Source organism: Sphaerospermopsis aphanizomenoides BCCUSP55 (assembly GCF_001586785.1).
Lineage (GTDB): Bacteria > Cyanobacteriota > Cyanobacteriia > Cyanobacteriales > Nostocaceae > Sphaerospermopsis_A > Sphaerospermopsis_A aphanizomenoides_A.
Genome location: NZ_LUFH02000001.1, coordinates 22,962 through 44,876, shown reverse-complemented (window position 1 = coordinate 44,876; position 21,915 = coordinate 22,962). Strand labels below are relative to the sequence as shown.

Here is a 21,915-nt window from a genome sequence, read left to right as displayed (position 1 = left end):
CCCCAAAATCACACCCGTCAACCCCTCTGTGTAACTCTGCGTAACCTCTGCGAGCCTCTGCGTTTAAAAAAATATATTATAGCTGATAAAATAACTATGCTTTATCATTACCCACGATGACTATAGCCAGCCGCCAAATTACCTTAGAAGAATTTCTCAATCTACCGGAAACCAAACCAGCATCAGAATTTATTCATGGGGAAATTATACAAAAACCTATGCCACAGGGTGAACATAGCTTACTTCAGACCACTTTAATTGAAGTAATTAATGGCAAAGCTAGAACTCAAAAAATTGCCATAGCTTTTTCAGAACTACGCTGTACCTTTGGTGGTGACACTATTGTACCGGATGTAGCTGTATTTCGTTGGGAAAGAATACCCAAAACTGCATCAGGAAAAGTTGCTAACCGCTTTCAAATTCATCCTGACTGGGTAATTGAAATTCTTTCCCCAGACCAACAACAAAAAAAGGTATTAACTAAATTATTACATTGTTCGCGTCATGGCACAGAATTAGGCTGGTTAATGAACCCAGAAGAAGAAAGTGTATTAGCTATATTTCCTGGACAAAAAATCGAACTATATCAAAGTGATGATAAATTACCAATACTTGCAGGCATTGATTTAGAATTAACAGTTTCAGAAATTTTTGGTTGGTTGAGTTTTGGTTAAAAAAAAGAAACACAGAAGAAACTCTCCGCGTTACCTCTGTGTTCCTCTGCGTTTAAAAAACCCTAAACCAAAAGCGTTTGCAGCAAAGGTTTATCAGCATCTAACTTACCAGTTCTTAACCATTCATCCATTTCCGTTGGTGCTTTGGCTGCCTTTAGACGTTCCCGTAAATACACACCTTCAAGAATTTCTTTTTGCAACAATTCCTGGGCAATTTCTTCTAATAAATCGCGGTTATTGTGCAGAATACTTAAAGCAATGTGGTGAGCATTATCGACAATTTCCTTCACTTCCCGGTCAATTTCCGCCGTCATTTGCGGACTAATTGAACGTCGAGGATTTCCATAACCTTCGATAAACTGTTGTTGGACTTTTTCAAAAGCAACTGGCCCGAGTTTATCACTCATACCATAAATTGTAATTGCCCGTTCCGCTAAATCAGTGACTTTTTGAATATCATCAGAAGCGCCGGTAGAAACTTTACCAAACACAATTTCTTCCGAAGAACGTCCACCTAATAAAGTAGCAATGCGTCCACGAATTTCATCTTCTACCATTAAGAAACGGTCTTCTTCTGGCATTTGAATGGTATAACCCAAAGCACCGACACCACGAGGAACAACAGAAATTTTTTCCACTTTACCAGCACCAGGCATTAAAGCACCGATGATAGCGTGACCAACTTCGTGATAAGCAACGGTCTTTTTCTCGACTTCATTTAACACACGAGAACGTTTTTCTAAACCTGCAATTAGACGTTCAATGGCCTCATTAAAATCTGCCATTAATACTGCTTGACGATTATTTCTTGCTGCTAATAAAGCTGCTTCATTTACTAAGTTAGCTAAATCTGCACCAGCAAAACCAGGTGTGCGAGTAGCAATAATTCCTAAATCTACATCTTCTGCTAATTTCACATTTCTAGCGTGAACTTTAAGAATTGCTTCTCGACCAATTTTATCAGGTCTATCCACCACAATTTGACGGTCAAAACGACCAGGACGACGTAAAGCAGGATCGAGAACTTCGGGACGGTTGGTAGCAGCGATGATAATGACACCAGTGTTTGCGTCAAAACCATCCATTTCTGTTAGTAACTGGTTGAGGGTTTGTTCCCGTTCATCGTTACCACCGACGAAACCACCAGCACCACCACGAGATTTACCTAAAGCGTCTAATTCATCAATGAAGACAATACAGGGTGCTTGTTGTTTAGCTTGTTCAAATAAATCTCTAACTCGTGCAGCACCCACACCAACAAATAATTCAATAAATTCAGAACCGGAAATACTGAAGAAAGGAACACCAGCTTCACCTGCGATCGCTTTTGCTAATAATGTTTTACCAGTTCCTGGAGGGCCAACTAACAGCACACCTTTGGGAATTTTCGCTCCTAAGTTGGTGTATTTGGTCGCATTTTTGAGAAAATCAACGATTTCTTCTAATTCTGCTTTCGCTTCATCCACACCCGCAACATCTGGGAATTTTACCCCAGTGCTACCTTCAGAATAAATCCGCGCTTTGCTTTTACCTACCGTCAACGCAGCAGGGCCACCACCTTGACGATTCATTAAAAAAGCCCAAATCCCGAAGAAAATTAAGGGGGGTGCAACCCAACTCAATACAGTGCCAATCCAGGCATTTTCCGCTGGTGGAGGTGCGGCAAACTCTACATTATTGTCGCGGAGAATTTTGGGTAAATCCAAGTCAATCGCTACAGGAGTAGTTCTAAATACCTGTTCAACAGTTTTACCTTCAGGAGTTTGGGTTTTGATTGCATATTCAATGCGATCGCTCCCTACAATTGCTTTATCCACTTTACCAGCTTTTACCTGAGCGATAAAATCGCTATAAGGAACTTGCTGTAAACGTTGTCCAAAAAAATTGGGAACTATCAAATTCAGCAATAGTAAAAAAGTCAATAAAATTAGGAAGCTACCACCAAACTGCCGAATCTTCGGAGTTTTCATCTTGTTATTATTATTAGTTTCTACAGGCATGATAATTTACCTCAATAAAATTTGGTAATTGGTGATGCAATTTTGGATTTTGGATTTTGGATTTTATTTCACCAAATACAATCTAAAATCTCAAATTTTCTGCCCTATTCCCTATTCCCTCTTACACTGTCACCTGTCACCTTTTCTCAACTTAACAACAAAGCAAATAGTCCACACAAAGCAATTCCATCAAATACACCAGCACCTCCAATACTCAACACCCCCGCACTCATTCCTTGAATATCTTTAAGATGTAATAAATCAGCACCAATCAAAGTACCGAGAACACCACCAGCAAAAGCGACAGGTGCAGCATGGGGTGAAGCTATTAACATTGCTGATAAAGCCGCAGTCAGTGGTGCAAGCAATGGATTCATCTGAATCCCAATTCCTGGCACTACTCGCGCTGCAAAGTAACTGACAACAGTCACAATGGCAGTAACTAACACAATTGCCAGCCCATTACCGTGAGAAAATTGGTATAATGCCAAAGCTATAGGTATTAATCCACCGCCTAAATTCAAAGCCACTACCGTAGAACTTGTCAATTTCCTTAACGGAATTCCCCAAAATTCCCTTAACCAAAGTGCAGCAAAATCATCTGCTAATTGAACGGGAGTTTCTAGACGGTAGAGAGGAATATTGATTGTACTGGTAATAATTACTAGCACGAACAATAGAAAGGCAATGTTAGGAGAAAACCCCAACTTAGCTACCGCAACTTCTACAACATCTACTGCAACAGCAAACCAAATAAATGGCAGCAACAGTAACAACGCGAGAAATAACAGTAATGAAACTGGTAGATAGATCATGGGGATGAGAAAATAGATTGAAAATCTCCAACTAAATCGAAAATGTGTTTATTTCCACATTTTAAAGACATTGAAATTAATCTTGTGTATGTTTACAGGTGTAAAAGGTGGACAAGTAAAGTTTTGTATCTGTTTTCTATTCTAGAGACAGAATCGTTGAATCTAAATTAGTGTATACCCAACCAAAAAATGTGTCTTGCCGTACTTTTATGAAAAATCAACTAGGTTTTCTGCTCAAACTACTTCTACTCTCAACTTTTATCTCGTTTTTGATTAAGTATGCTGGACCAATGCTGTTAGTTCCAGCTACATCATTAAACGCGTTAATTTTGGTTTTGTTACCTACTGTGATTATGATCCCTGTCTTGCTTGCGCGACTTCCAGCACAGAAGCAAAATTAAAGCCGCAGTCACCAGTCAGCTAAAAGCGAGATTTAGAATGAGGTTAGAGGTTGTCAGTTAACCTAGCTGCATAGCTAAACAATTGAGTCTCACCAAGTTTTGGGAGTTAATCTGTGAAACTGGGTCAATGGATTGGTTTAATCGCCTTAGTTTTATCCTTATATATATTGTGGCAACTGCGCGAAGTGCTACTGCTGATATTTGCTGCTGTTGTCTTAGCAACTACCTTAAATCGGTTAGCACGCAGTTTCCAAAGCTTGGGGATGAAACGTGGAGTTGCTGTTTTCTTGTCAGTGACTATTTTTTTCGCTGGTGTAATTGGCTTTTTCTGGTTGATTGTCCCACCTTTTGCCCAGCAATTTCAAGAATTAACCTATCGAGTCCCCCAAGGATTTGAGCGCATTAATACTTGGATTGATGAACAGAGAACAAATATTCCTGAGCAATTAGAACCCTTAATTCCAGATATTAATAACCTCATTGCCGAAGCACAACCTTTGATTAATCGTGTATTAGGAAACTCTTTTGCTTTTGTTTCTGGCTCTTTAGTAATACTCCTAAATATTTTATTAGTGTTAGTTTTGACGGGGATGTTTTTAGCTAATCCCAATGCTTATCGAAAAGTATTTGTGAGGCTATTTCCATCCTTTTATCGCCGCAGAGTAGAAGGAATTTTAAGCCAGTGTGAAATTTCCTTAGAAAGATGGGTGACAGGGGCTTTTATTGCTGTATTGGTAGTGGGGTTAATGAGTTTGATCGGCTTGTCAATTTTAGGTGTAAAAGCAGCTTTAGCACTGGGAGTTTTAGCAGGATTTATGAATCTAATTCCCAACCTAGGACCGACAATGAGCGTAGTCCCAGCAATGGCAATAGCTTTGTTAGATTCTCCCTGGAAACCGATTTTTGTCTTGATTCTTTATTTTTTCATTCAACAAACTGAAAGTAATTTCATCACGCCTGTTGTCATGGCACATCAGGTATCTTTACTACCAGCAGTTACATTAATTTCTCAATTATTTTTTGTTACCTTTTTTGGCTTTTTAGGATTATTTTTAGCATTACCTTTAACTGTTGTGGCTAAAATTTGGGTACAAGAAGTATTAGTTAAAGATGTATTAGATCAATGGAGGTGTAATCATCATCAAGATACTGAATTTGTCATGATTTCAGAATCTATTGATAATAATGAAACTGAGGAGATGGAAGTTACATCACCGGAAGAATAATAATAACTCACAGGTAAGTGGAGAGTAAAAACCTTAAGAATTCAGGAGTCAGGAGTCAGAAGTCAGATTATTTAATCAAACCGTAGATTATCACTAGCGTGATTTTTGGCGTAACCTTTAAAAAGCTGACTACTGACCGCTGATAGCTGAATGCTTACATACTATTTATGATTTAACAGCCAATATTGTAGAATTTTCAGGTGAAGTTACTTTGAGATAATCAGCTACAAACTCACCATACTTTCTCTGGATTTCGACCGGAAGAAATTTGAATCCACGAATATTTAATCGACATTGGGGAGAACCACAAGAACATTGTGGAACGGCAATACTAATATATTCTGTTGTCTCGTAATCCCATGTAATTTCCGTTCCGGCATCAATATCAACTAATGCTACAAAATTGTAGCCTCCAAATTGATTATTGCAAACTCCCGTATTTGGGCTACAAGAATGATTGATTAATCTTCCTGGTTCATCTAATTCTATATGTAAGTCAAAGTCCATTTGAAAAGAGTGCATAGTTCTTTCTGAGAGAATTTCTACTCTTTGTCCTACTACTACAGTCTCACCTTGACGGAAACATCGGTTAGCAAAAACACTTTTTCCTTTATGTGTCACTTTGACGTATACATCACTGTTCATGATTCTTTCCTAGCAGAGATTACAAATCGCATTCTGATTTAATGAAGTTGGTATTAAGAAGTGACACTAGAACATTAAACTGGCTGTAAGCATTCAGCTATCAGTAATCAGTAATCAGCTAATAACAGCAAGAGTAAAGATTGATAATTATTAATTTCAGACAAGTTACAAAATCAAGTTACACACTCCTGATTTTTTACCTTTCTTTGTATTTCAATCTTGAAAGCTGATAGCTGAAGGCTGAATACTTACAACTGGCTCAGTATCCGCAGTTGATAGAGTGGTAACAATTGGTTCTTCAAATAGTTTTTTGCTATTCTCCTCAGTATCCTGAGATTTGCTTTGACCCAAAACCATTGCCACTAATATAAAAACTGCTCCGATCAAACCGCGTATTCCCAGTTTCTCTCCCAGTAGTAGAAACGAGAAAACCGCCCCAAAAATTGGTTCAAGGGTATACATTAACGCCGTTTCATAAGCGTTAACCCATCGTTGAGCTAATACTTGCAGAACAATAGTACCAGCAGTATCAACCAAACCAAGATATAACAGTACACCAAAGTTGGCACTGATGATCTCATGCTGTCTAAATAAGTCTGGTGCGCCCCAGATTAAAGACACTATGGCTATTACCCAAAGCTGGACTGCTGCTAGTGGTAAAACCGGGTGGCGCTGGCTGATCGACTCAAGCCTGAGAATGTAGATAGAATAAAGGAAGGCGTTACCTAACATCAATAAATCGCCAATTACTATCTCTCCACTTTCCCAACACATCACCCCTATACCAAAGATAGCTAGTGCTGCGGCGAGGAAGGTTTTTAGTAATACTTGCCGACCCAGCAATTGTCCCAGTAAAGGAACTATAATCACATTAAAACTGGCAATAAAAGCTGCACGATCAGCTGAAGTAGTCTCCAAACCAAATGTTTGAAGATTCAAAGTACAAAAAATGATTAGTCCTAATAAAGCGCCATCCCGTAGTAAGGAAAGATTTAGGAAACGCAAATAGGGGGTAAAAGGTAATGCTGCTACTATAAAGCGCGTTGCAAATATAGCCGATGGAGAAAGACTACCGACGACTTCCTTGAGAAGCGGGTAGCTTGTACCCCAGATAGCAGTGACAATCAACAAGACGGCTATACCCCAAGCATGGAGATTGTTTGATGATCTTTGAGAGTCATTATTGAGTTCTATGGTCATTGAGAAGTATAGCCTGTTACCGATTTAATTACGTTTCTGTAGTTAATCATAACAGGACTTACCCACAGAAGTTATCTGTGAAGACTGGGTATTAAGGGTGTAAGGGTTTTCCCTTGGTCTTTGCTTTGGTTATAGCATTACCTACAAAAATTTGTTGCGTATTTAAGCTGCTACGCAGCTTGATTCTATATAATTACAGATAAATCACTAAGTATACTGTTTTTAAACATATTCGTTATGACCAGAAAGGAAGCAGAAAGTAGCAGGTAGACGGGAAGAGGTTGTTAGACAAATGTACTGGTTATGACGTACTTATGTCTTTCTAATTAGGCTATTGCCAACTACGTCAAGAATAAGTCTATGCAGCTTAAAAATTCAACACTTGGGGTCTGTTTATTATCTACAATTTCAGTTTTTCTGAGTCCAGTAAAGGTATCAGCAGCAGTAGTTAGTTGTGATGCCAGATTTGGTCTTCCTCTTTCCAAACCTCCCTGCCGAATTGAAACAAAGTTGGACTATAGAAATCCAAAGTTTAATTCTCAAAAATCTCTAATTGCACAAACCTCTCAACCAACCGTAACTGCATTGTCAGGGGGAGGTAATCATTACCTCGTATTGCTATCAAATGGTGATGTCTGGGCCTGGGGTGGCAATGAAGGAGGCCAACTAGGGAATAGAAATAGAATTAATTCCAATGTTCCTATCAAAACACTCGTATCAGGAGTAACAGCTATTGCCGCTGGACAAGGGTTTTCACTTGCTGTTGTTGGTGATCGAGTGCTAAGTTGGGGTACTAACAAAAATGGTGAACTCGGAGTTGGTTTCACCGGAGGTTTTCAGGACACTCCAGCAGCTGTCATTCGCAGTTGGCATAGTAATAGCATAATAGTTTCCCTGTTTGAAGGAGGACATCATGGTGGGGTAATTGTCCGTCACCCTGATGGCAAGAACTATGTCTATCTATGGGGAAAAAACAACGACAAACAGGTAGGTGAGCCATCTGGACAGAACGTATCTATTCCCAGACTGTTAATTGACAGCTATGGCTATCCCTACACAGGATTCGTTCAAGGGGCGGGTGGCGACCACCACACCCTCCTTTTGCGAGATGATGGAACCGTCTGGGCCCTTGGCTCTAACTATTATGGACAAATTGGACAGCCCCCTCAAGTTACTAACACTGCCTACCCCGTCTTAGTCAATAGCCTTGCCAATATCTCCCAAATAGCAGCAGGTGGAGAAAACTCTCTTGCCATCACTAAAAATGGAAAAGTCTATTCCTGGGGGCGAGGAACCTTTGGTCAGCGAGGAGATGGCACCACAACAGATTTTCAATCTACTCCGGTCTTGGTTCAATTTCAAGGTCTATCTATTTCAGCTATCCAAAGCGTAGATGCTGAAGGTCCCCAAGTAATTGCAATTGATACTACAAGACGGGTGTGGGGTTGGGGTGATAACCGTTATGGACAGTCAAATAACCGTGTCAGTGTCTGTGGCAAAAAACCTAATCAAGTCACTCGACCTGTCCTCTTGTCCACTTTTACATTACAGAGTATTGCAGCTGCTCACTGGTCTAATGCCGTATTTGGAGCTAATAGCCGCACTGTTTATACTTGGGGTAGCAATGAAGATGGGCAATTGGGACAAGGGATAAATTCAGCTTGCAACCCACAACCAAACCCTGTATTGATCCCCTAGCATTAGAAACCGATCAACGGGCTGAAAATGAAAAGTTTATGACATCAATTTTTTCGTGCAAGATGTGATCTGCCTATATTGATAGTTTTCCCAATATCACGGCTAGACTAAGTAAGTCGGTGTGAAAAAACAGAGGTATGTAACAAGATGTAAACTTGCTAAAAGTCCCTTCCCTCTTGCCTTTTGCCTCTTGCCTCTTGCCTTGCCATAATGACAATTTTCAACCCTACTTAGCTGTTAACCCTCTCTGCGTCTTTGCGCCGCTGCGTGAGATATCAAAATGCCAACTATTGCGGAAATTAACGAAAAAATCAACCAGAAACGTGCCGTAGTGTGGACGGTTGAAGAATTAAAAACACGAGTAGCAGAAATCGGTATCACCAAAGCTGCTAAAGAAGTTGATGTCATTACCACCGGCACTTTTGAACCAATGGAGTCAAGCGGTGCAATTATTAATCTCGGACACACAGACCCACCCATCAAAATTCGTCGTTGTTGGATAGACGGAGTGCCAGCATATTCTGGTTTTGGTGCAGTAGATTTATACTTGGGTGCTAGTTGTGCTGTAGAAGCGATGGACGGAGAAGAACTCCGAGAACGTGGTGGTGGCCACGTCATCCAAGATTTAATTGCAGGTAAACCCGTACAAGTACGCGCATTAGGACAAGTTACCGACTGTTACCCAAGGGCAACTTTTGAAACCACCGTCACCCGTGAAACTATCAATCAGTTTTATTTATTTAATCCGCGCAACCTTTATCAAAATTTTATTATTGGCGTAAATGGAGGCGATCGCCTACTTCATACATATCTCGGACCCCTGCAACCACGGTTAGGTAATGCTGTTTACTCCAACCCCGGTGCAGTTTCCCCACTACTCAATGATCCCGAATTACAATTAGTGGGGATTGGAACGCGAATATTTTTAGGTGGTGGAATTGGTTATGTAGCCTGGGAAGGTACACAGCACTTCCCCTTACAAAAGCGATTAGCTAATCGTACACCCATAGGACCCTCAGCCACTTTAGCCTTAATTGGTGATGCCAAACAAATGGATGAGCGGTGGGTGCGGGGTTGTTACTTCAAAAGTTACGGACCTTCTTTAATGTTGGGAGTAGGTGTCCCACTTCCGGTTTTAAATGAAACAGTAATTGAACGTTGTGCTGTCCAAGATAAAGACTTAGTAGCGCCAATAGTAGACTTTTCCATTCCCCGTCGTGTCCGTCCCACCTTTGGTTTAGTCAGTTACGCTCAATTGAAATCGGGAAAAATCACCATCGAGGGTAAAGCGGTGCGAGTTGCTCCTTTAGCCAGTATGTTTCTTTCACGGCAAGTTGCCCTAGAGTTGAAACAATGGATAGAAGCAGGCACATTTACCCTCACAGAACCCGTTGCTTCCATTCCTATGGAACGTGCTTTTCTACCCCAAGACCGTTGGACGGACTTTTAAATAATTACTAATTCGTAATTCGTAATTCATAATTAAAAATTCAATTACGAATTACGAATTATAAATTACGAATTATCCTGGGGTTTTGGCTTCTTGACTGGCTTAGGAGCAGGGGTTTTTGGCACTGGTTTAGAAACCGCTGCGGGATCACCACCTATTTTCTTAACAGGACGCGGAGTTTCTCCATTGCGTCTGGGCGTAAATGGTCTTCTACCGGGGCCACCACCAGGACGGGGACCGCTTCTAGCAAATGGCGGTTTACGTTTTTTAGGCAAATCAGCGATCGCTTCGGCAGTTTCTACCACCAAAATGTCAGCTTCTCGCTTGACTTTGAAATCCCAAAACTTACCCACAGCTTTAGTAGCCAAAACACCCCGCATTTTCAACTTAAAATACTTCGGTTTTTCAGTTGGTTTTCGTGGTGCTTGTTTGATTTTAACGACTAAACTCTTGGCATCAAAAGATTGGTAAACTACCTCACCACGCACAGAAAATTCCCCATCCGGTATTTCTGACGAAACTTTGAGAGGTTGGGAAATTTCTTCTTTAGCAGCTGTTTGGCGAGCCGATTTCTTGGTTGCACCATTTTCTGGTCTCTCTAAAGCTTGTGCAATTGAAGCTTGTCCATCATCATCTGAGGAATTTTTAGCCAGATTTTCTGGCTCCCAAACTCCCACAATTTGGATGTGGAGAGAGTCATTTTCTTGTCTGGTTCGCGGATAAACCACCCACAGATGTTGTTTTTCTAAGTCCAGATGATTCTTGACTAAACTCATAATCCGACCTAAAAGGACGGCATTGAGTTCTACACCATCAGTTGTTACCAAAGTTCCTTGAGTAAACTGTTCACTGCTGGCAATGTAGCATCCCCTGACTAACCCAATTGCTCGGTACTGTAATGGTTCGCTGGGAGGTGGAATCGGTTGTTGGCGATTCGGTAAATTCCCATTGCCATCAGTTGCACTAGGGTTAACGGGTGAATTATCTGGTTTCGGGGACTTAGTTACTAAGTCAATTTTAGCTGGAGCTTCCTTAGAAGCTGTAGAACTGGAAGATTCAGGAGACGGCATCAGGTCGGAATTCATAAAAACTCCTTGCGGCGGAGACACATCCCATTGTGGGATTTAATCAAGGCATCTGGAAAGAGCGTTGGTGCGGCTGATGATAAAAGTATATTTCCTTTTCATCTAGCCATCCTATAGCGCCCTTTGCGAACAGAAAGGCGCGAAATTTTGCATTTAGAGACTAAATGTGTAATTTAGCGCCTTGACACTAGTTTTGGAAGCATAGCATAGCTAAAATTCTGAATGCTCCTCCCAAAGTCATCACTTACTTTAGCAGTGTAGATAGTTATTTGTTATAAAATTCACAGTGAAATAACCGTATTCCGCAAAGTTTTGGAAAATCTTAACTTTGCAATCTGTGTAAATATTAATCTCAATTCATCTTGTTCAAATTTATCATAAGGAAAAAATTGTGTCTCAACCCCGTAATCGGTGGATCATTCAAGTCGTTCTAGTTTTAGCTGTTGCGGCTTTTATTGGAGTTTCTGTGATTCCCATCTTTGGTGCTTTGAATAATCCCCAATCAGTATCCGAAAATACTACCAGCAATCCTAGCAGTTCTCCTACATCTAACCAAAAATCACAAATAGCAGATGAAGTTCGGGGTTATGAACTAGTTTTGCAACGAGAACCAGAAAATCAAACTGCTCTCAAAGGGCTTGTACAAGCACGGCTACAATTACTCAGTCAAAAAGGCAGAGGTGAAGTAAAACCTGCTGATATTCAAGGGGTAATTGAACCTTTAGAAAAGTTGGCTAAATTAAATCCACAACAATCTGAGTACGCTGTGCTACTAGCACAAGCAAAGCAGCAGATTGGTGATAATGAAGGAGCCGCCCAAACTTATCGCTCCATTTTAGCAACAAAACCAGGAGATCTGAAAGCTTTACAGGGGATGGTAAATTTACAACTAAGTCAGGAACGCCCAGAAGCTGCTATTGGCTTGCTGCAAGATACTTTATCTGCTGCTGCTCAAGCTAATACTATTCAGCCTGGAAGTGTTGATGTAGTTGCTGTACAGGTGCTATTGGGCAGCGTCTATGCTTATCAGAAAAAAGATGTGGAAGCTATCTCAATATACGAGCAAGCAATTAAGAAAGATACCCAGGATTTTCGTCCTGTGTTAGCAAAGGCTATGCTTTTAAAAGAACAGGGCAAAGTTGACGAAGCAAAACCTTTGTTTGAAAGCGCCATAGCTTTAGCACCTGCTCAGTATAAAGATGAAATTAACAAGGCAGCAGGAATACCAACTCCCACCCCGTCTGCTTCACCCAGCACATCACCATCACCGGAAAGTACACCTAGTCCATGAAGATGGGGAGATAGGGAGATGGGGAGAATAAATAATTAACTCTCACCTGTCACCTATCACCTGTCACCTGTCACCTGTCACCTGTCACCTCAACTTCCTTCTATGGCGGCGACGATACCGAAGATAATAAACAGAAAGCCGCCTACGAAGGTGATTTGTCGTTCGGAAATTTTACCTGCGATTAATCTACCACCAATAACTGCGATCGCTGCACATATTGAATGTCCTAAAATTGCACCCGCTGTTACACCAATGGCGTTGTTACTCGCGGCTAAAGCAATGGTAGCAAATTGTGTGCGATCGCCCCATTCTGCTATAAATGTTAATACAAATGATTTCAGTAATATTGACCACAAGCTTTTTTGCTGATTGTCTAAATCTGCTTTTTCTATGGCTTCTTTTGCTTCTTCTATGACTTCTTCGTCAGGTTTAGCGGGCATTTTCCAAGCATCGTAGAGCAGTTTTAAGCCAAAGGCTATAAACAAAACTATTTCGGCGTAATAAACATAAATTTTTGAGCCTTGTGTTAAAGCAGACAGCAATTGTCCAAATATCACTGATAAAATCGTCATTGCTGCTAAGGCTGCTGTTACACCAGCAAACACTACTCGTCGTGGGTGCTGCATTGACAAAATTACAGCGATAAAAAAGGTTTTATCACCTAGTTCGGAAATTGTAATTAATAGTAAACCTGCTGTAAATGCTGTTAACACTCTTTGTTGCTCCTTAAGGGTTTTTTACCGTGTGGAGCTTCTAATGAGTGTTTAATGACCTCACTGAAGCTCACACACTCTTTTTGTGTGAACTCAGTGAAGGTCTCGCTTTCAAATACTTTGTTATTCGCCATCTGAACCAGGCTCATCGCCAGTATGTTGATTCAAATGCGCTGGCTTTTTATGTCGCGCCAGCAGCTACTCCCCTTCGATTCGATATAAATCATACATTTATGTCGGTTGGGAGTCAAGAGTTTGGGAATAAAAGAGGAATGAACCACGAAGGACGCAAAGGACACGAAGGGAAGAGAGTTTAAGAGAGATTTTGCATAAGTCCTAAATTCACTCTTGACATCTTGCTCTCGTTTTGAGAGAATATAAATATCACAAATAAGGATTGTCAAACCTATGTACACCAATCACTATCATTTCAAACCTAGAATATATGAATTTAATTTCAATTCGCACCCTCCGCAATGATGCTGCAAAATATCCTGATATCAAAAAACAAATTGATAGCTGGTATGAAATTGTTAAAAAAGCAGAATGGCAAAATTTAGAGGATGTGCGTAAAATTTACCGTGATGCTGAAGCTGTTGGTAATTTTACTGTTTTCAATATCAAAGGTAATGATTACCGTTTAATTGTCGGGATTAATTATGCAACACAGAAGGTTTTCTACAAATACTTGCTAACTCACGCCGAATACAGTAAAAATAAATGGAAAAATGACCCTCACTTTTGACAATAAAACCTATAGTCAATTACTAGCAGAAGTCGCTCCTCAAGTAATTGAAACAGAGGAAGAGTATGAACGTCTTTTAAAAGTTGCTGAATTTCTAACTTTTAAAAAAAATCTTACTCCAGAGGAGCGAAAATTAGATAAATTGCTTGTGAAATTAATTGAAGATTATGAGGAAGAAAATTATCCAATGGATGAATCTACACCTCATGAAATTTTACAACACATCATGGAATCTAGCGGTCTTCGTCAAGCTGACTTAGTACGTATTCTTGGTTCTAGTAGTGGTGTGGTTTCTGAAATGGTTAATGGTAAACGTTCCATTAGTAAAGCACAAGCAAAAGCCTTGGGAGAATATTTTAAAGTTTCTCCAAGTTTGTTTATTTGAACTTTGATTTTTAAGGATGTTATTTGTCAGAATCAGGATATCCTGATTCTGACAATCACAACATCATGAAAATTAGAGAATTTGATAAATCCTGAACTTGCGAATAATCACATCCTGAAAATCCTTAAATCCTGGACATCCTGATTCTGACAATAACAACATCCTGAAAATGTTTGAATTTGATAAATCCTGAACTTGCAAATCATCACATCCTGTACATCCTTAAATCCTGGATATCCTGATTCTGACAAATTCATTAATTCTATTAAAAACCTGTGCTAATAAATCAGGATTATCAACATTAAAATATTCAAGATTAGGCGCTTGTCTAAACCAAGTCCGTTGACGTTTTGCAAACTGTCTAGTATGCAAAGCAATTAAATCAGTAGCTTCATCTAAAGAAATTTCACCAGCTAAATATTGTTTTATCTCTTGATATCCCAAAGTATTCAATAAAGGTAAATCAGCACCATATTTTTGACATAAATATTCAACTTCCGCGACTAACCCATCTGCAATCATTTGTTCAGTACGTCTGCGAATTCTCACATCTAAAATTTCCGGTTCACAATCTAAACAAATTTGCAAAATCGGATATTTCGGTGGATTTTCCCCTTGCTGTTCAGAAATTGGACATCCTGTAACATAATATACTTCTAAAGCTCTTAAAGTCCGCACCAAATCATTAGCGTGAATTTTCTGTGCAGCAATGGGATCAACTTGTTGCAACATCGGGTAAAGTTGATTTTGACCAAGAGATTCTAATTGCGATCGCAATTCAGGTTGTGGTGATACCCTGGGAATCTTCATCCCCTGCACAATAGAACGGATATATAACCCAGTACCACCAACCAACAACAATGGAGAAACACCAAGACTAGCTATTAAAGCTTGTGCTTGCTCTTGGTAATCTGCTACTGTCATAGTTTCAGTTGGATCACAGATATCTACCAAATAATGTGGTACTAATTTCTGTTCTTCTACATTCGGTTTAGCTGTGCCAATATCAAACTCACGGTATACTTGACGAGAATCGGCGCTGAGAATTACTGAACCCAACTTTCTAGCTAAACTCAAAGCTAAACCAGATTTACCCGTTGCTGTAGCCCCACAAATTACAATTAATTTAGTCATTAGTCGCTTCATTGCAATTAAAAATGAAAAATTAAAAATTAAAAAGGTAATTTTTAATGAATAAAGGGTTGCATCCCCTGTCTAAACTTATCATTAAATTGCGCTACAGACGGCAACAAGGCTTTTGTGTTATAATTTTGGGGTGATTTGACTTTTTTAATTTTTTTGCAAGTTTTTTGCAAGTTCAACCCCAGATATCAGGAGAATTTTCATGACGAGCAGTTACAGTGCCGATCAGATTCAGGTTCTGGAAGGTCTGGAAGCCGTCCGCAAACGACCAGGGATGTATATCGGTTCTACTGGCCCGCGAGGACTCCACCATTTAGTTTACGAGGTAGTGGATAACTCGGTTGACGAGGCTTTAGCTGGTTACTGTACTCATGTTGAGGTGGATCTTAACGCTAATGGTTCTTGTACAGTAACAGATGATGGGCGAGGTATTCCCACTGATATTCACCCAAAAACCGGAAAATCAGCTTTAGAAACTGTACTGACTGTACTTCACGCCGGAGGTAAGTTTGGCGGTGGTGGCTACAAAGTATCTGGAGGTTTACACGGGGTAGGTATTTCTGTAGTTAACGCCTTGTCTGAATTTGTGGAAGTCACTGTTTGGCGAGATAAAAAAGCACATATCCAAAGATATGAAAGAGGTGTACCAGTCACGGAACTGCAAGCCCAACCTGATAAAGAAGGCAGAAAAGGAACATCTGTCACCTTTAAGCCGGATGAGCAAATTTTTACTACTGGTACTGAGTTTGATTATATCACTTTAGCTGGTAGGTTGCGTGAATTAGCGTATCTGAATGCAGGTGTAAAAATTACCTTCACTGATCATCGCTTGGAAGTCCTCAAAAGCGATACACCCAAGGTAGAAACTTACGAATACAAGGGTGGGATTAAAGAGTATATCGCCTACATGAATCGTGAGAAGCAGCCTTTACACGAAGAAATTATTTATGTACAGGGAGAACGTAATAATGTGCAAGTGGAAGTTTCACTACAATGGTGTACTGACGCTTACACTGATAATGTCCTAGGTTTTGCTAATAATATTCGTACTATTGATGGTGGTACTCACTTAGAAGGTTTAAAAGCAGTTTTAACTCGGACATTAAATGCGATCGCTCGCAAGCGGAATAAAATTAAAGAAAATGAATCTAACCTCAGTGGTGAACACGTCCGCGAAGGTTTAACAGCAGTTATTTCCGTTAAAGTCCCTGACCCCGAATTTGAAGGACAAACCAAAACCAAACTTGGTAATACAGAAGTTCGCGGTATCGTTGATTCTTTTGTGGGTGAAGTCCTCACCGAATATCTAGAATTTCACCCTGGTATCGCTGATTCTATTCTAGATAAAGCCATTCAAGCCTACAAAGCCGCAGAAGCAGCCCGTCATGCACGGGAGTTAGTCAGACGCAAATCAGTCCTAGAATCCTCTCCTTTACCCGGTAAATTAGCAGATTGTAGTTCCCGTGATCCCTCAGAATCAGAGATTTTCATCGTGGAAGGTGATTCAGCGGGTGGCTGTTTTCATGGTGATACACTGGTAGCACTAGCTGATGGGCGATCGCTCAGTTTTAAAGAAATCGTCGCCGAACAAGCCATAGGAAAAGAACATTTCTGTTACACCATTCGTAATGATGGCACTATTGGCATAGAACGTATTATCAACCCCCGCATGACTAAAGCCAATGCTGAAGTCATCAAGGTGACTTTAGACAATGGGGAAACAATTATTTGCACACCCGACCATCGCTTCATGTTACGTGATGGCAGCTACAAACAGGCTGGGTTGTTAACACCTAATGATTCCCTCATGCCTCTGTATCGGCAAATATCAGATATAAGCAATCCAGGGATTACCATTGATGGTTATGAAATGGTTTGGAATCCGCGTTCTGATTCTTGGCTGTTCACTCATACATTAGCTGATTGGTATAACCGTTCTTTAGGTGTTTACAAACTAACAGACGGAGAACATTGCCATCATATTGATTTCAACAAGCGCAATAATAACCCCACGAATTTACAGCGTTTATCGGTTGAGGAACACTTAGCTTTACATCGCGCTCACGTTGAAAAAACATTACATCGTCAGGATGCAATTGAAAAGAGCCGCAAAACTCGTCAAAGTCACGAATTCCGTGCCAAGATGAGCCAAAGAATGCAGCATCCGGAAACGCGCCAGATTTTGTCTCAACAAGCTAAGGAACAGTGGGCTTCTGAAACTTATAAAAGCTATATGCTTGGCAGGTGGCGCGAGTTTTATGACAATAACGAAACTTATCGTCAGCAAAACCATGAACGCCTTCATCAAGCACAGCAAGACCATTGGAATGATGAGGCCAACCGTTTAGCCCAAGCCCAAAGAGTCAGCAACTATTTTGCGAATAATCCCAAAGCCCGTGAAACTCAATCACTTTTGGCCAAGGAACAATGGCAAGATGAAGCTTTGTTAGCATGGCGACGAGAAAAAACACAACAGCAATGGACACCTGAATTTCGCGCCCAACGCCAGGCAGCTTTGCAACAAACCTACTATCGCAAAACTATTGCTGTCCTCAAGCAAATTGAAATTGAGCAAGGGCAGCTTGATTTAGATGCTTATAACGCCTACCGTCAACAGACAAAAGACAAATCTTTATTGCGGTTTGATAGTTTCTGTCAACGTTACTTTGATGGTAATCAAGCGTTAGCTTATGAAGCTGTTGCTAATTACAACCACCGCATTGTTAGCATTGAACGTTTAACGGAACAGGTAGACGTTTACGATATCGAAGTTCCTGAAACCCACAACTTCGCTTTAGCCTGTGGCGTATTCGTCCACAATAGCGCGAAGCAAGGACGCGATCGCCGGACGCAAGCAATCCTGCCTTTGCGCGGTAAAATATTAAACATTGAAAAAACCGACGACTCTAAAATCTATAAGAACAATGAAGTTCAATCCTTAATTACAGCGCTGGGTTTAGGCGTAAAAGGTGAAGAATTTGATGCCTCACAATTACGGTATCATCGTGTAGTAATTATGACTGACGCGGACGTAGATGGGGCGCACATCCGGACATTGTTGTTAACTTTCTTCTATCGTTATCAGCGATCGCTCATTGAACAAGGTTTTATCTATATCGCTTGTCCACCACTTTATAAAGTAGAAAGAGGAAAAAATTACCAGTATTGTTATAGCGATCGGGAATTGCAACAGCACCTGGCTACTCTACCAGCAAACGCCAACTACACCATCCAGCGTTTTAAAGGTTTAGGGGAAATGATGCCAGAACAACTGTGGACAACCACAATGAACCCAGAAACCAGGACTCTAAAACAAGTGGAAATTGAAGACGCAGCAGAAGCAGACCGGATATTTACCATTTTGATGGGCGATCGCGTTGCACCCCGACGCGAATTCATTGAAACCTATGGTTCTAAACTGAACCTGACCGAATTGGATATCTAATTGGGGTGATGGGGTAATGGGGTAATGGGATGAATCAATAAATTATCTTTTTCCTGTTCCCTGTTCCCTGTTTGCCTGTTCCCTATCTCCCATGAAAAATTATTTCTCGACTAATTAAAATATCGTTGTATACAATAAAAACAGTTTGTCAAGTTGCATAGGGTAGAAATCTCGGCATTACGCTAATGTGTGAATAAGGCCGAAATCAGGGAAAGTTAAAATCATCTGTGAATCGGCTCATTCTGCCACAACCTTAACTCCTTAGTTCAGGTTATTGGCCTAGCATATACAAGGCTCACTGCCAGGAAAAAAGCACCACCACGGCTGCACTATGGCCCTATCTACCCGGCGGTTAGCCCGTCTTTGCTCTCAAATCAGCAATTTATAAACGAATTGTAAAAACGGGTGCATTTGTACTGCTAACTTGAGTTAACATCTAATCTTCTGTTGCTGTGAAAACTATTGTTGTACTTAAAACCTAGAATTTCCCAGGAGCAAGTGTGCCTACCTTTTAATTTAATGAGAATGCCACTGCAAAACCAAAAAGTTTTCGACAAGATTTAATGGTGTGACTACCGTTTTTAATGTCTTTTTGATAAAAGTGGCTTCACCTTGCTGAATGAGTTCGTAATTAAGACACAAAAAGAGTGCAATTTCTGTGAAACAGGCTACAATCGGAACAGTCTTGACAAGTAAATCTGCCAGCAGTCACATCCATAATGTCTGAGATGGTAGTTTTCTTGATGAAGGTGCTTCTGGTTTGAAACCAGTTAATCAGCAGTTGTGTACAACGGCGACAGCGATGAATTTTACTTTCTTTGAGCAAATTACATCCAAGTGATAGTTGCCACTAAAGTAAAAACTTTGGCCTTCTAGAAAGGCAATACTACCGGAAACAAAATAGGTAAATTAGCCAAAAGCCTATTTTCGGTCAAAAATAAGCTCGATACAAAGAGCAGTAACCACATCTTGAGTAATTGATTCTGCAAGGAGCATGAGGAACGCGGCATGAACCAGGCTAACAACGTACTCGATAGCATTTATCAGCCTGACCTAGAAATGATAAATCCGCCTGAGATCGAAGAAGAACTCTTATTGATTGAGGATGAAGAGGACTTATTGCTGACCGATGACGGCGAAATTGATGATTTTTTAGAGCCTCAGTCTGATGAGGACGACGCAAAGTCTGGAAAAGCCGCTAAATCGCGTCGTCGGACACAAAGCAAGAAAAAGCACTACACTGAAGACTCGATTCGTCTTTATCTGCAAGAAATTGGTCGTATTCGTCTATTGCGGGCAGACGAAGAAATTGAACTGGCACGGAAAATCGCGGATCTACTGGAATTGGAAAGGGTGCGCGATAGACTGTACGAACAGCTAGAGCGAGAACCCCAATTCAAGGAATGGGCAGAAGCGGTACAACTGCCATTACCAACTTTCCGTTATCGCCTCCACGTTGGCCGCAGGGCGAAAGATAAAATGGTGCAATCGAACCTGCGTCTAGTGGTTTCAATCGCCAAAAAATACATGAATCGTGGCTTATCTTTCCAAGACTTGATTCAAGAAGGAAGTCTAGGTTTGATTCGGGCAGCTGAAAAGTTCGACCACGAAAAAGGTTATAAGTTTTCTACCTACGCTACATGGTGGATTCGTCAGGCAATTACTAGAGCGATCGCTGATCAATCTCGCACTATTCGTCTACCGGTTCATCTCTATGAAACCATATCACGAATCAAGAAAACTACCAAACTTTTATCTCAAGAAATGGGTCGCAAACCCACTGAAGAAGAAATTGCTACTCGCATGGAAATGACCATCGAGAAACTGCGGTTTATTGCCAAATCTGCCCAGTTGCCAATTTCACTGGAAACACCAATTGGTAAAGAAGAAGATTCTCGTTTGGGTGATTTTATTGAATCTGATGGAGAAACACCAGAAGATCAAGTTTCCAAGAATCTACTCCGTGAAGACCTAGAAAAAGTCCTCGACAGTCTAAGTCCTCGTGAACGAGATGTTCTTAGACTCCGCTACGGTTTAGATGACGGACGGATGAAAACCCTGGAAGAAATTGGTCAGATTTTCAACGTTACCCGTGAACGAATTCGTCAAATTGAGGCCAAAGCACTCCGTAAATTACGCCATCCCAATCGTAACAGCGTCCTCAAGGAATATATTCGTTAATTAGTCAGTAGTCAGTAGTCGGTGGTCAGTTGTGTTAACGAAGGCAGGAGGCAGAAGGCAGAAGGCAGAAGGCCGTTTTTGTAACGGGGATTTATACCCCGCGCCAAAAACTTTTCGCCTTAAAAGGCCAGGTTTTAGACCCGATTGTTTCGATAAAAACTATAACTGATATAGCCGGAGACAAGGCGGTTAGGACATTAACCACAACTAAAACTTAGACACTCAAAGGCTTTTACAACTGTCACCTGTCACCTGTCACCTGTCACCTGTTATAACTGGTAACTGAATAAAAAACCTGGTAGTTATTAAAACCACCAGGTTTTTTAGTTTAGAAAAAATTTTGCGTCTCAAAAAGTTTATATGGCATTAGGAAGTTTTTGATGGCTTAAAGCCAGAAAACCACTAGGTTTGTACTTAAAACTCGGTACTCGGTACTCGGTACTCGGTACTTTGCTATAGAATACCCCAGAAGTGTAGGAAGCCTTGGCCGGAAAACAACTCGATTAAAGTTGCTGCTAAAAAGCCAATCATTGCCAAGCGACCATTCCAAATTTCTGCTTGTGGGGTGAAGCCCCAACGCCAAGCGTTACGATCTTCTACTACGGAAGTAATAGTTTTTGTTGCATTAGTCATGGTTCGCACTCCAAAAAATGTTTACTAAGCTTTATTGCTTTATGTAAACCAATATAACAATTTTTTCATAAATGCAACATTAGTTGATGTTTTTGTAGCGATTTATGAAGAAATGTCAACAATAGGCAGAAGAGCAGGGAGGATCACACCCCATACTGCTCAGTTAAGCGGTGTACCCCATCAAT

At 40.6% G+C, this 21,915-nt stretch carries 17 protein-coding genes; 9 read left to right on the top strand and 8 right to left on the bottom strand.

Annotated elements, in window-relative coordinates; genetic code table 11:
- Positions 1–116 precede the first annotated feature (116 nt).
- Complete coding sequence (locus A0J48_RS00170; RefSeq protein ID WP_200319183.1) at positions 117–674, top strand: Uma2 family endonuclease; 558 nt, start codon at positions 117–119, stop codon at positions 672–674.
- A gap of 62 nt (positions 675–736) precedes the next feature.
- Here the strand turns inward: A0J48_RS00170 and ftsH are convergent, their stop codons facing one another.
- Together ftsH and A0J48_RS00160 are read right to left on the bottom strand one after the other, a co-directional pair.
- Positions 737–2,674, bottom strand: a complete 1,938-nt coding sequence (gene ftsH, locus A0J48_RS00165; RefSeq protein WP_200319181.1) for an ATP-dependent zinc metalloprotease FtsH — start codon at positions 2,672–2,674, stop codon at positions 737–739.
- Between the two features lie 146 nt (positions 2,675–2,820).
- The gene (locus A0J48_RS00160; RefSeq protein ID WP_200319179.1) at positions 2,821–3,489 is read right to left on the bottom strand and encodes a DUF1614 domain-containing protein; all 669 of its coding nucleotides are present in this window, start codon (positions 3,487–3,489) and stop codon (positions 2,821–2,823) included.
- 514 nt (positions 3,490–4,003) lie between these two features.
- On the opposite strand from A0J48_RS00160, the gene A0J48_RS00155 reads away from it, so the two are divergent.
- On the top strand, positions 4,004–5,116 hold the full coding sequence (locus A0J48_RS00155; RefSeq protein WP_200319177.1) for an AI-2E family transporter: 1,113 nt from the start codon (positions 4,004–4,006) through the stop codon (positions 5,114–5,116).
- Between the two features lie 165 nt (positions 5,117–5,281).
- Here the strand turns inward: A0J48_RS00155 and A0J48_RS00150 are convergent, their stop codons facing one another.
- Positions 5,282–5,761 (bottom strand): SET domain-containing protein-lysine N-methyltransferase, encoded by a 480-nt coding sequence (locus A0J48_RS00150; protein WP_200319175.1) that lies wholly within the window; start codon positions 5,759–5,761, stop codon positions 5,282–5,284.
- Positions 5,762–5,974: 213 nt separating this feature from the next.
- Complete coding sequence (locus A0J48_RS00145) at positions 5,975–6,961, bottom strand: DMT family transporter (protein WP_200319169.1); 987 nt, start codon at positions 6,959–6,961, stop codon at positions 5,975–5,977.
- Between the two features lie 360 nt (positions 6,962–7,321).
- Between A0J48_RS00145 and A0J48_RS00140 the strand changes: the two genes are divergently transcribed.
- The gene (locus A0J48_RS00140; RefSeq protein ID WP_200319167.1) at positions 7,322–8,659 is read left to right on the top strand and encodes an RCC1 domain-containing protein; all 1,338 of its coding nucleotides are present in this window, start codon (positions 7,322–7,324) and stop codon (positions 8,657–8,659) included.
- A gap of 280 nt (positions 8,660–8,939) precedes the next feature.
- Positions 8,940–10,109 (top strand): homocysteine biosynthesis protein, encoded by a 1,170-nt coding sequence (locus A0J48_RS00135; protein ID WP_200319165.1) that lies wholly within the window; start codon positions 8,940–8,942, stop codon positions 10,107–10,109.
- A gap of 65 nt (positions 10,110–10,174) precedes the next feature.
- Here the strand turns inward: A0J48_RS00135 and A0J48_RS00130 are convergent, their stop codons facing one another.
- Entirely contained in the window at positions 10,175–11,194 is a 1,020-nt protein-coding gene (locus tag A0J48_RS00130) for a hypothetical protein (RefSeq protein WP_200319163.1), read from the bottom strand.
- Between the two features lie 391 nt (positions 11,195–11,585).
- On the opposite strand from A0J48_RS00130, the gene A0J48_RS00125 reads away from it, so the two are divergent.
- Entirely contained in the window at positions 11,586–12,485 is a 900-nt protein-coding gene (locus tag A0J48_RS00125; RefSeq protein ID WP_200319162.1) for a tetratricopeptide repeat protein, read from the top strand.
- Between the two features lie 89 nt (positions 12,486–12,574).
- Here A0J48_RS00125 and A0J48_RS00120 read toward each other — a convergent pair whose 3' ends face one another.
- Positions 12,575–13,198 carry a TMEM165/GDT1 family protein gene (locus A0J48_RS00120; RefSeq protein WP_200319160.1) on the bottom strand — a complete coding sequence of 208 codons (624 nt, stop codon included), beginning with the start codon at positions 13,196–13,198 and terminating at the stop codon, positions 12,575–12,577.
- Positions 13,199–13,643: 445 nt separating this feature from the next.
- On the opposite strand from A0J48_RS00120, the gene A0J48_RS00115 reads away from it, so the two are divergent.
- Positions 13,644–13,943, top strand: a complete 300-nt coding sequence (locus A0J48_RS00115) for a type II toxin-antitoxin system HigB family toxin (RefSeq protein ID WP_200319158.1) — start codon at positions 13,644–13,646, stop codon at positions 13,941–13,943.
- Entirely contained in the window at positions 13,927–14,328 is a 402-nt protein-coding gene (locus A0J48_RS00110; protein ID WP_200319156.1) for a helix-turn-helix domain-containing protein, read from the top strand. The genes A0J48_RS00115 and A0J48_RS00110 overlap by 17 nt, the downstream gene beginning before the upstream one ends.
- Positions 14,329–14,550: 222 nt before the next feature.
- Here A0J48_RS00110 and miaA read toward each other — a convergent pair whose 3' ends face one another.
- Complete coding sequence (miaA, locus tag A0J48_RS00105; RefSeq protein WP_200319154.1) at positions 14,551–15,462, bottom strand: tRNA (adenosine(37)-N6)-dimethylallyltransferase MiaA; 912 nt, start codon at positions 15,460–15,462, stop codon at positions 14,551–14,553.
- Between the two features lie 211 nt (positions 15,463–15,673).
- On the opposite strand from miaA, the gene gyrB reads away from it, so the two are divergent.
- Entirely contained in the window at positions 15,674–18,916 is a 3,243-nt protein-coding gene (gyrB, locus tag A0J48_RS00100; protein WP_200319152.1) for a DNA topoisomerase (ATP-hydrolyzing) subunit B, read from the top strand.
- 1,008 nt (positions 18,917–19,924) lie between these two features.
- Positions 19,925–21,097 (top strand): RNA polymerase sigma factor RpoD, encoded by a 1,173-nt coding sequence (rpoD, locus tag A0J48_RS00095; RefSeq protein WP_013191679.1) that lies wholly within the window; start codon positions 19,925–19,927, stop codon positions 21,095–21,097.
- A gap of 453 nt (positions 21,098–21,550) precedes the next feature.
- Here the strand turns inward: rpoD and A0J48_RS00090 are convergent, their stop codons facing one another.
- Entirely contained in the window at positions 21,551–21,730 is a 180-nt protein-coding gene (locus A0J48_RS00090; RefSeq protein WP_200319150.1) for a chlorophyll a/b-binding protein, read from the bottom strand.
- Positions 21,731–21,915: the final 185 nt, after the last annotated feature.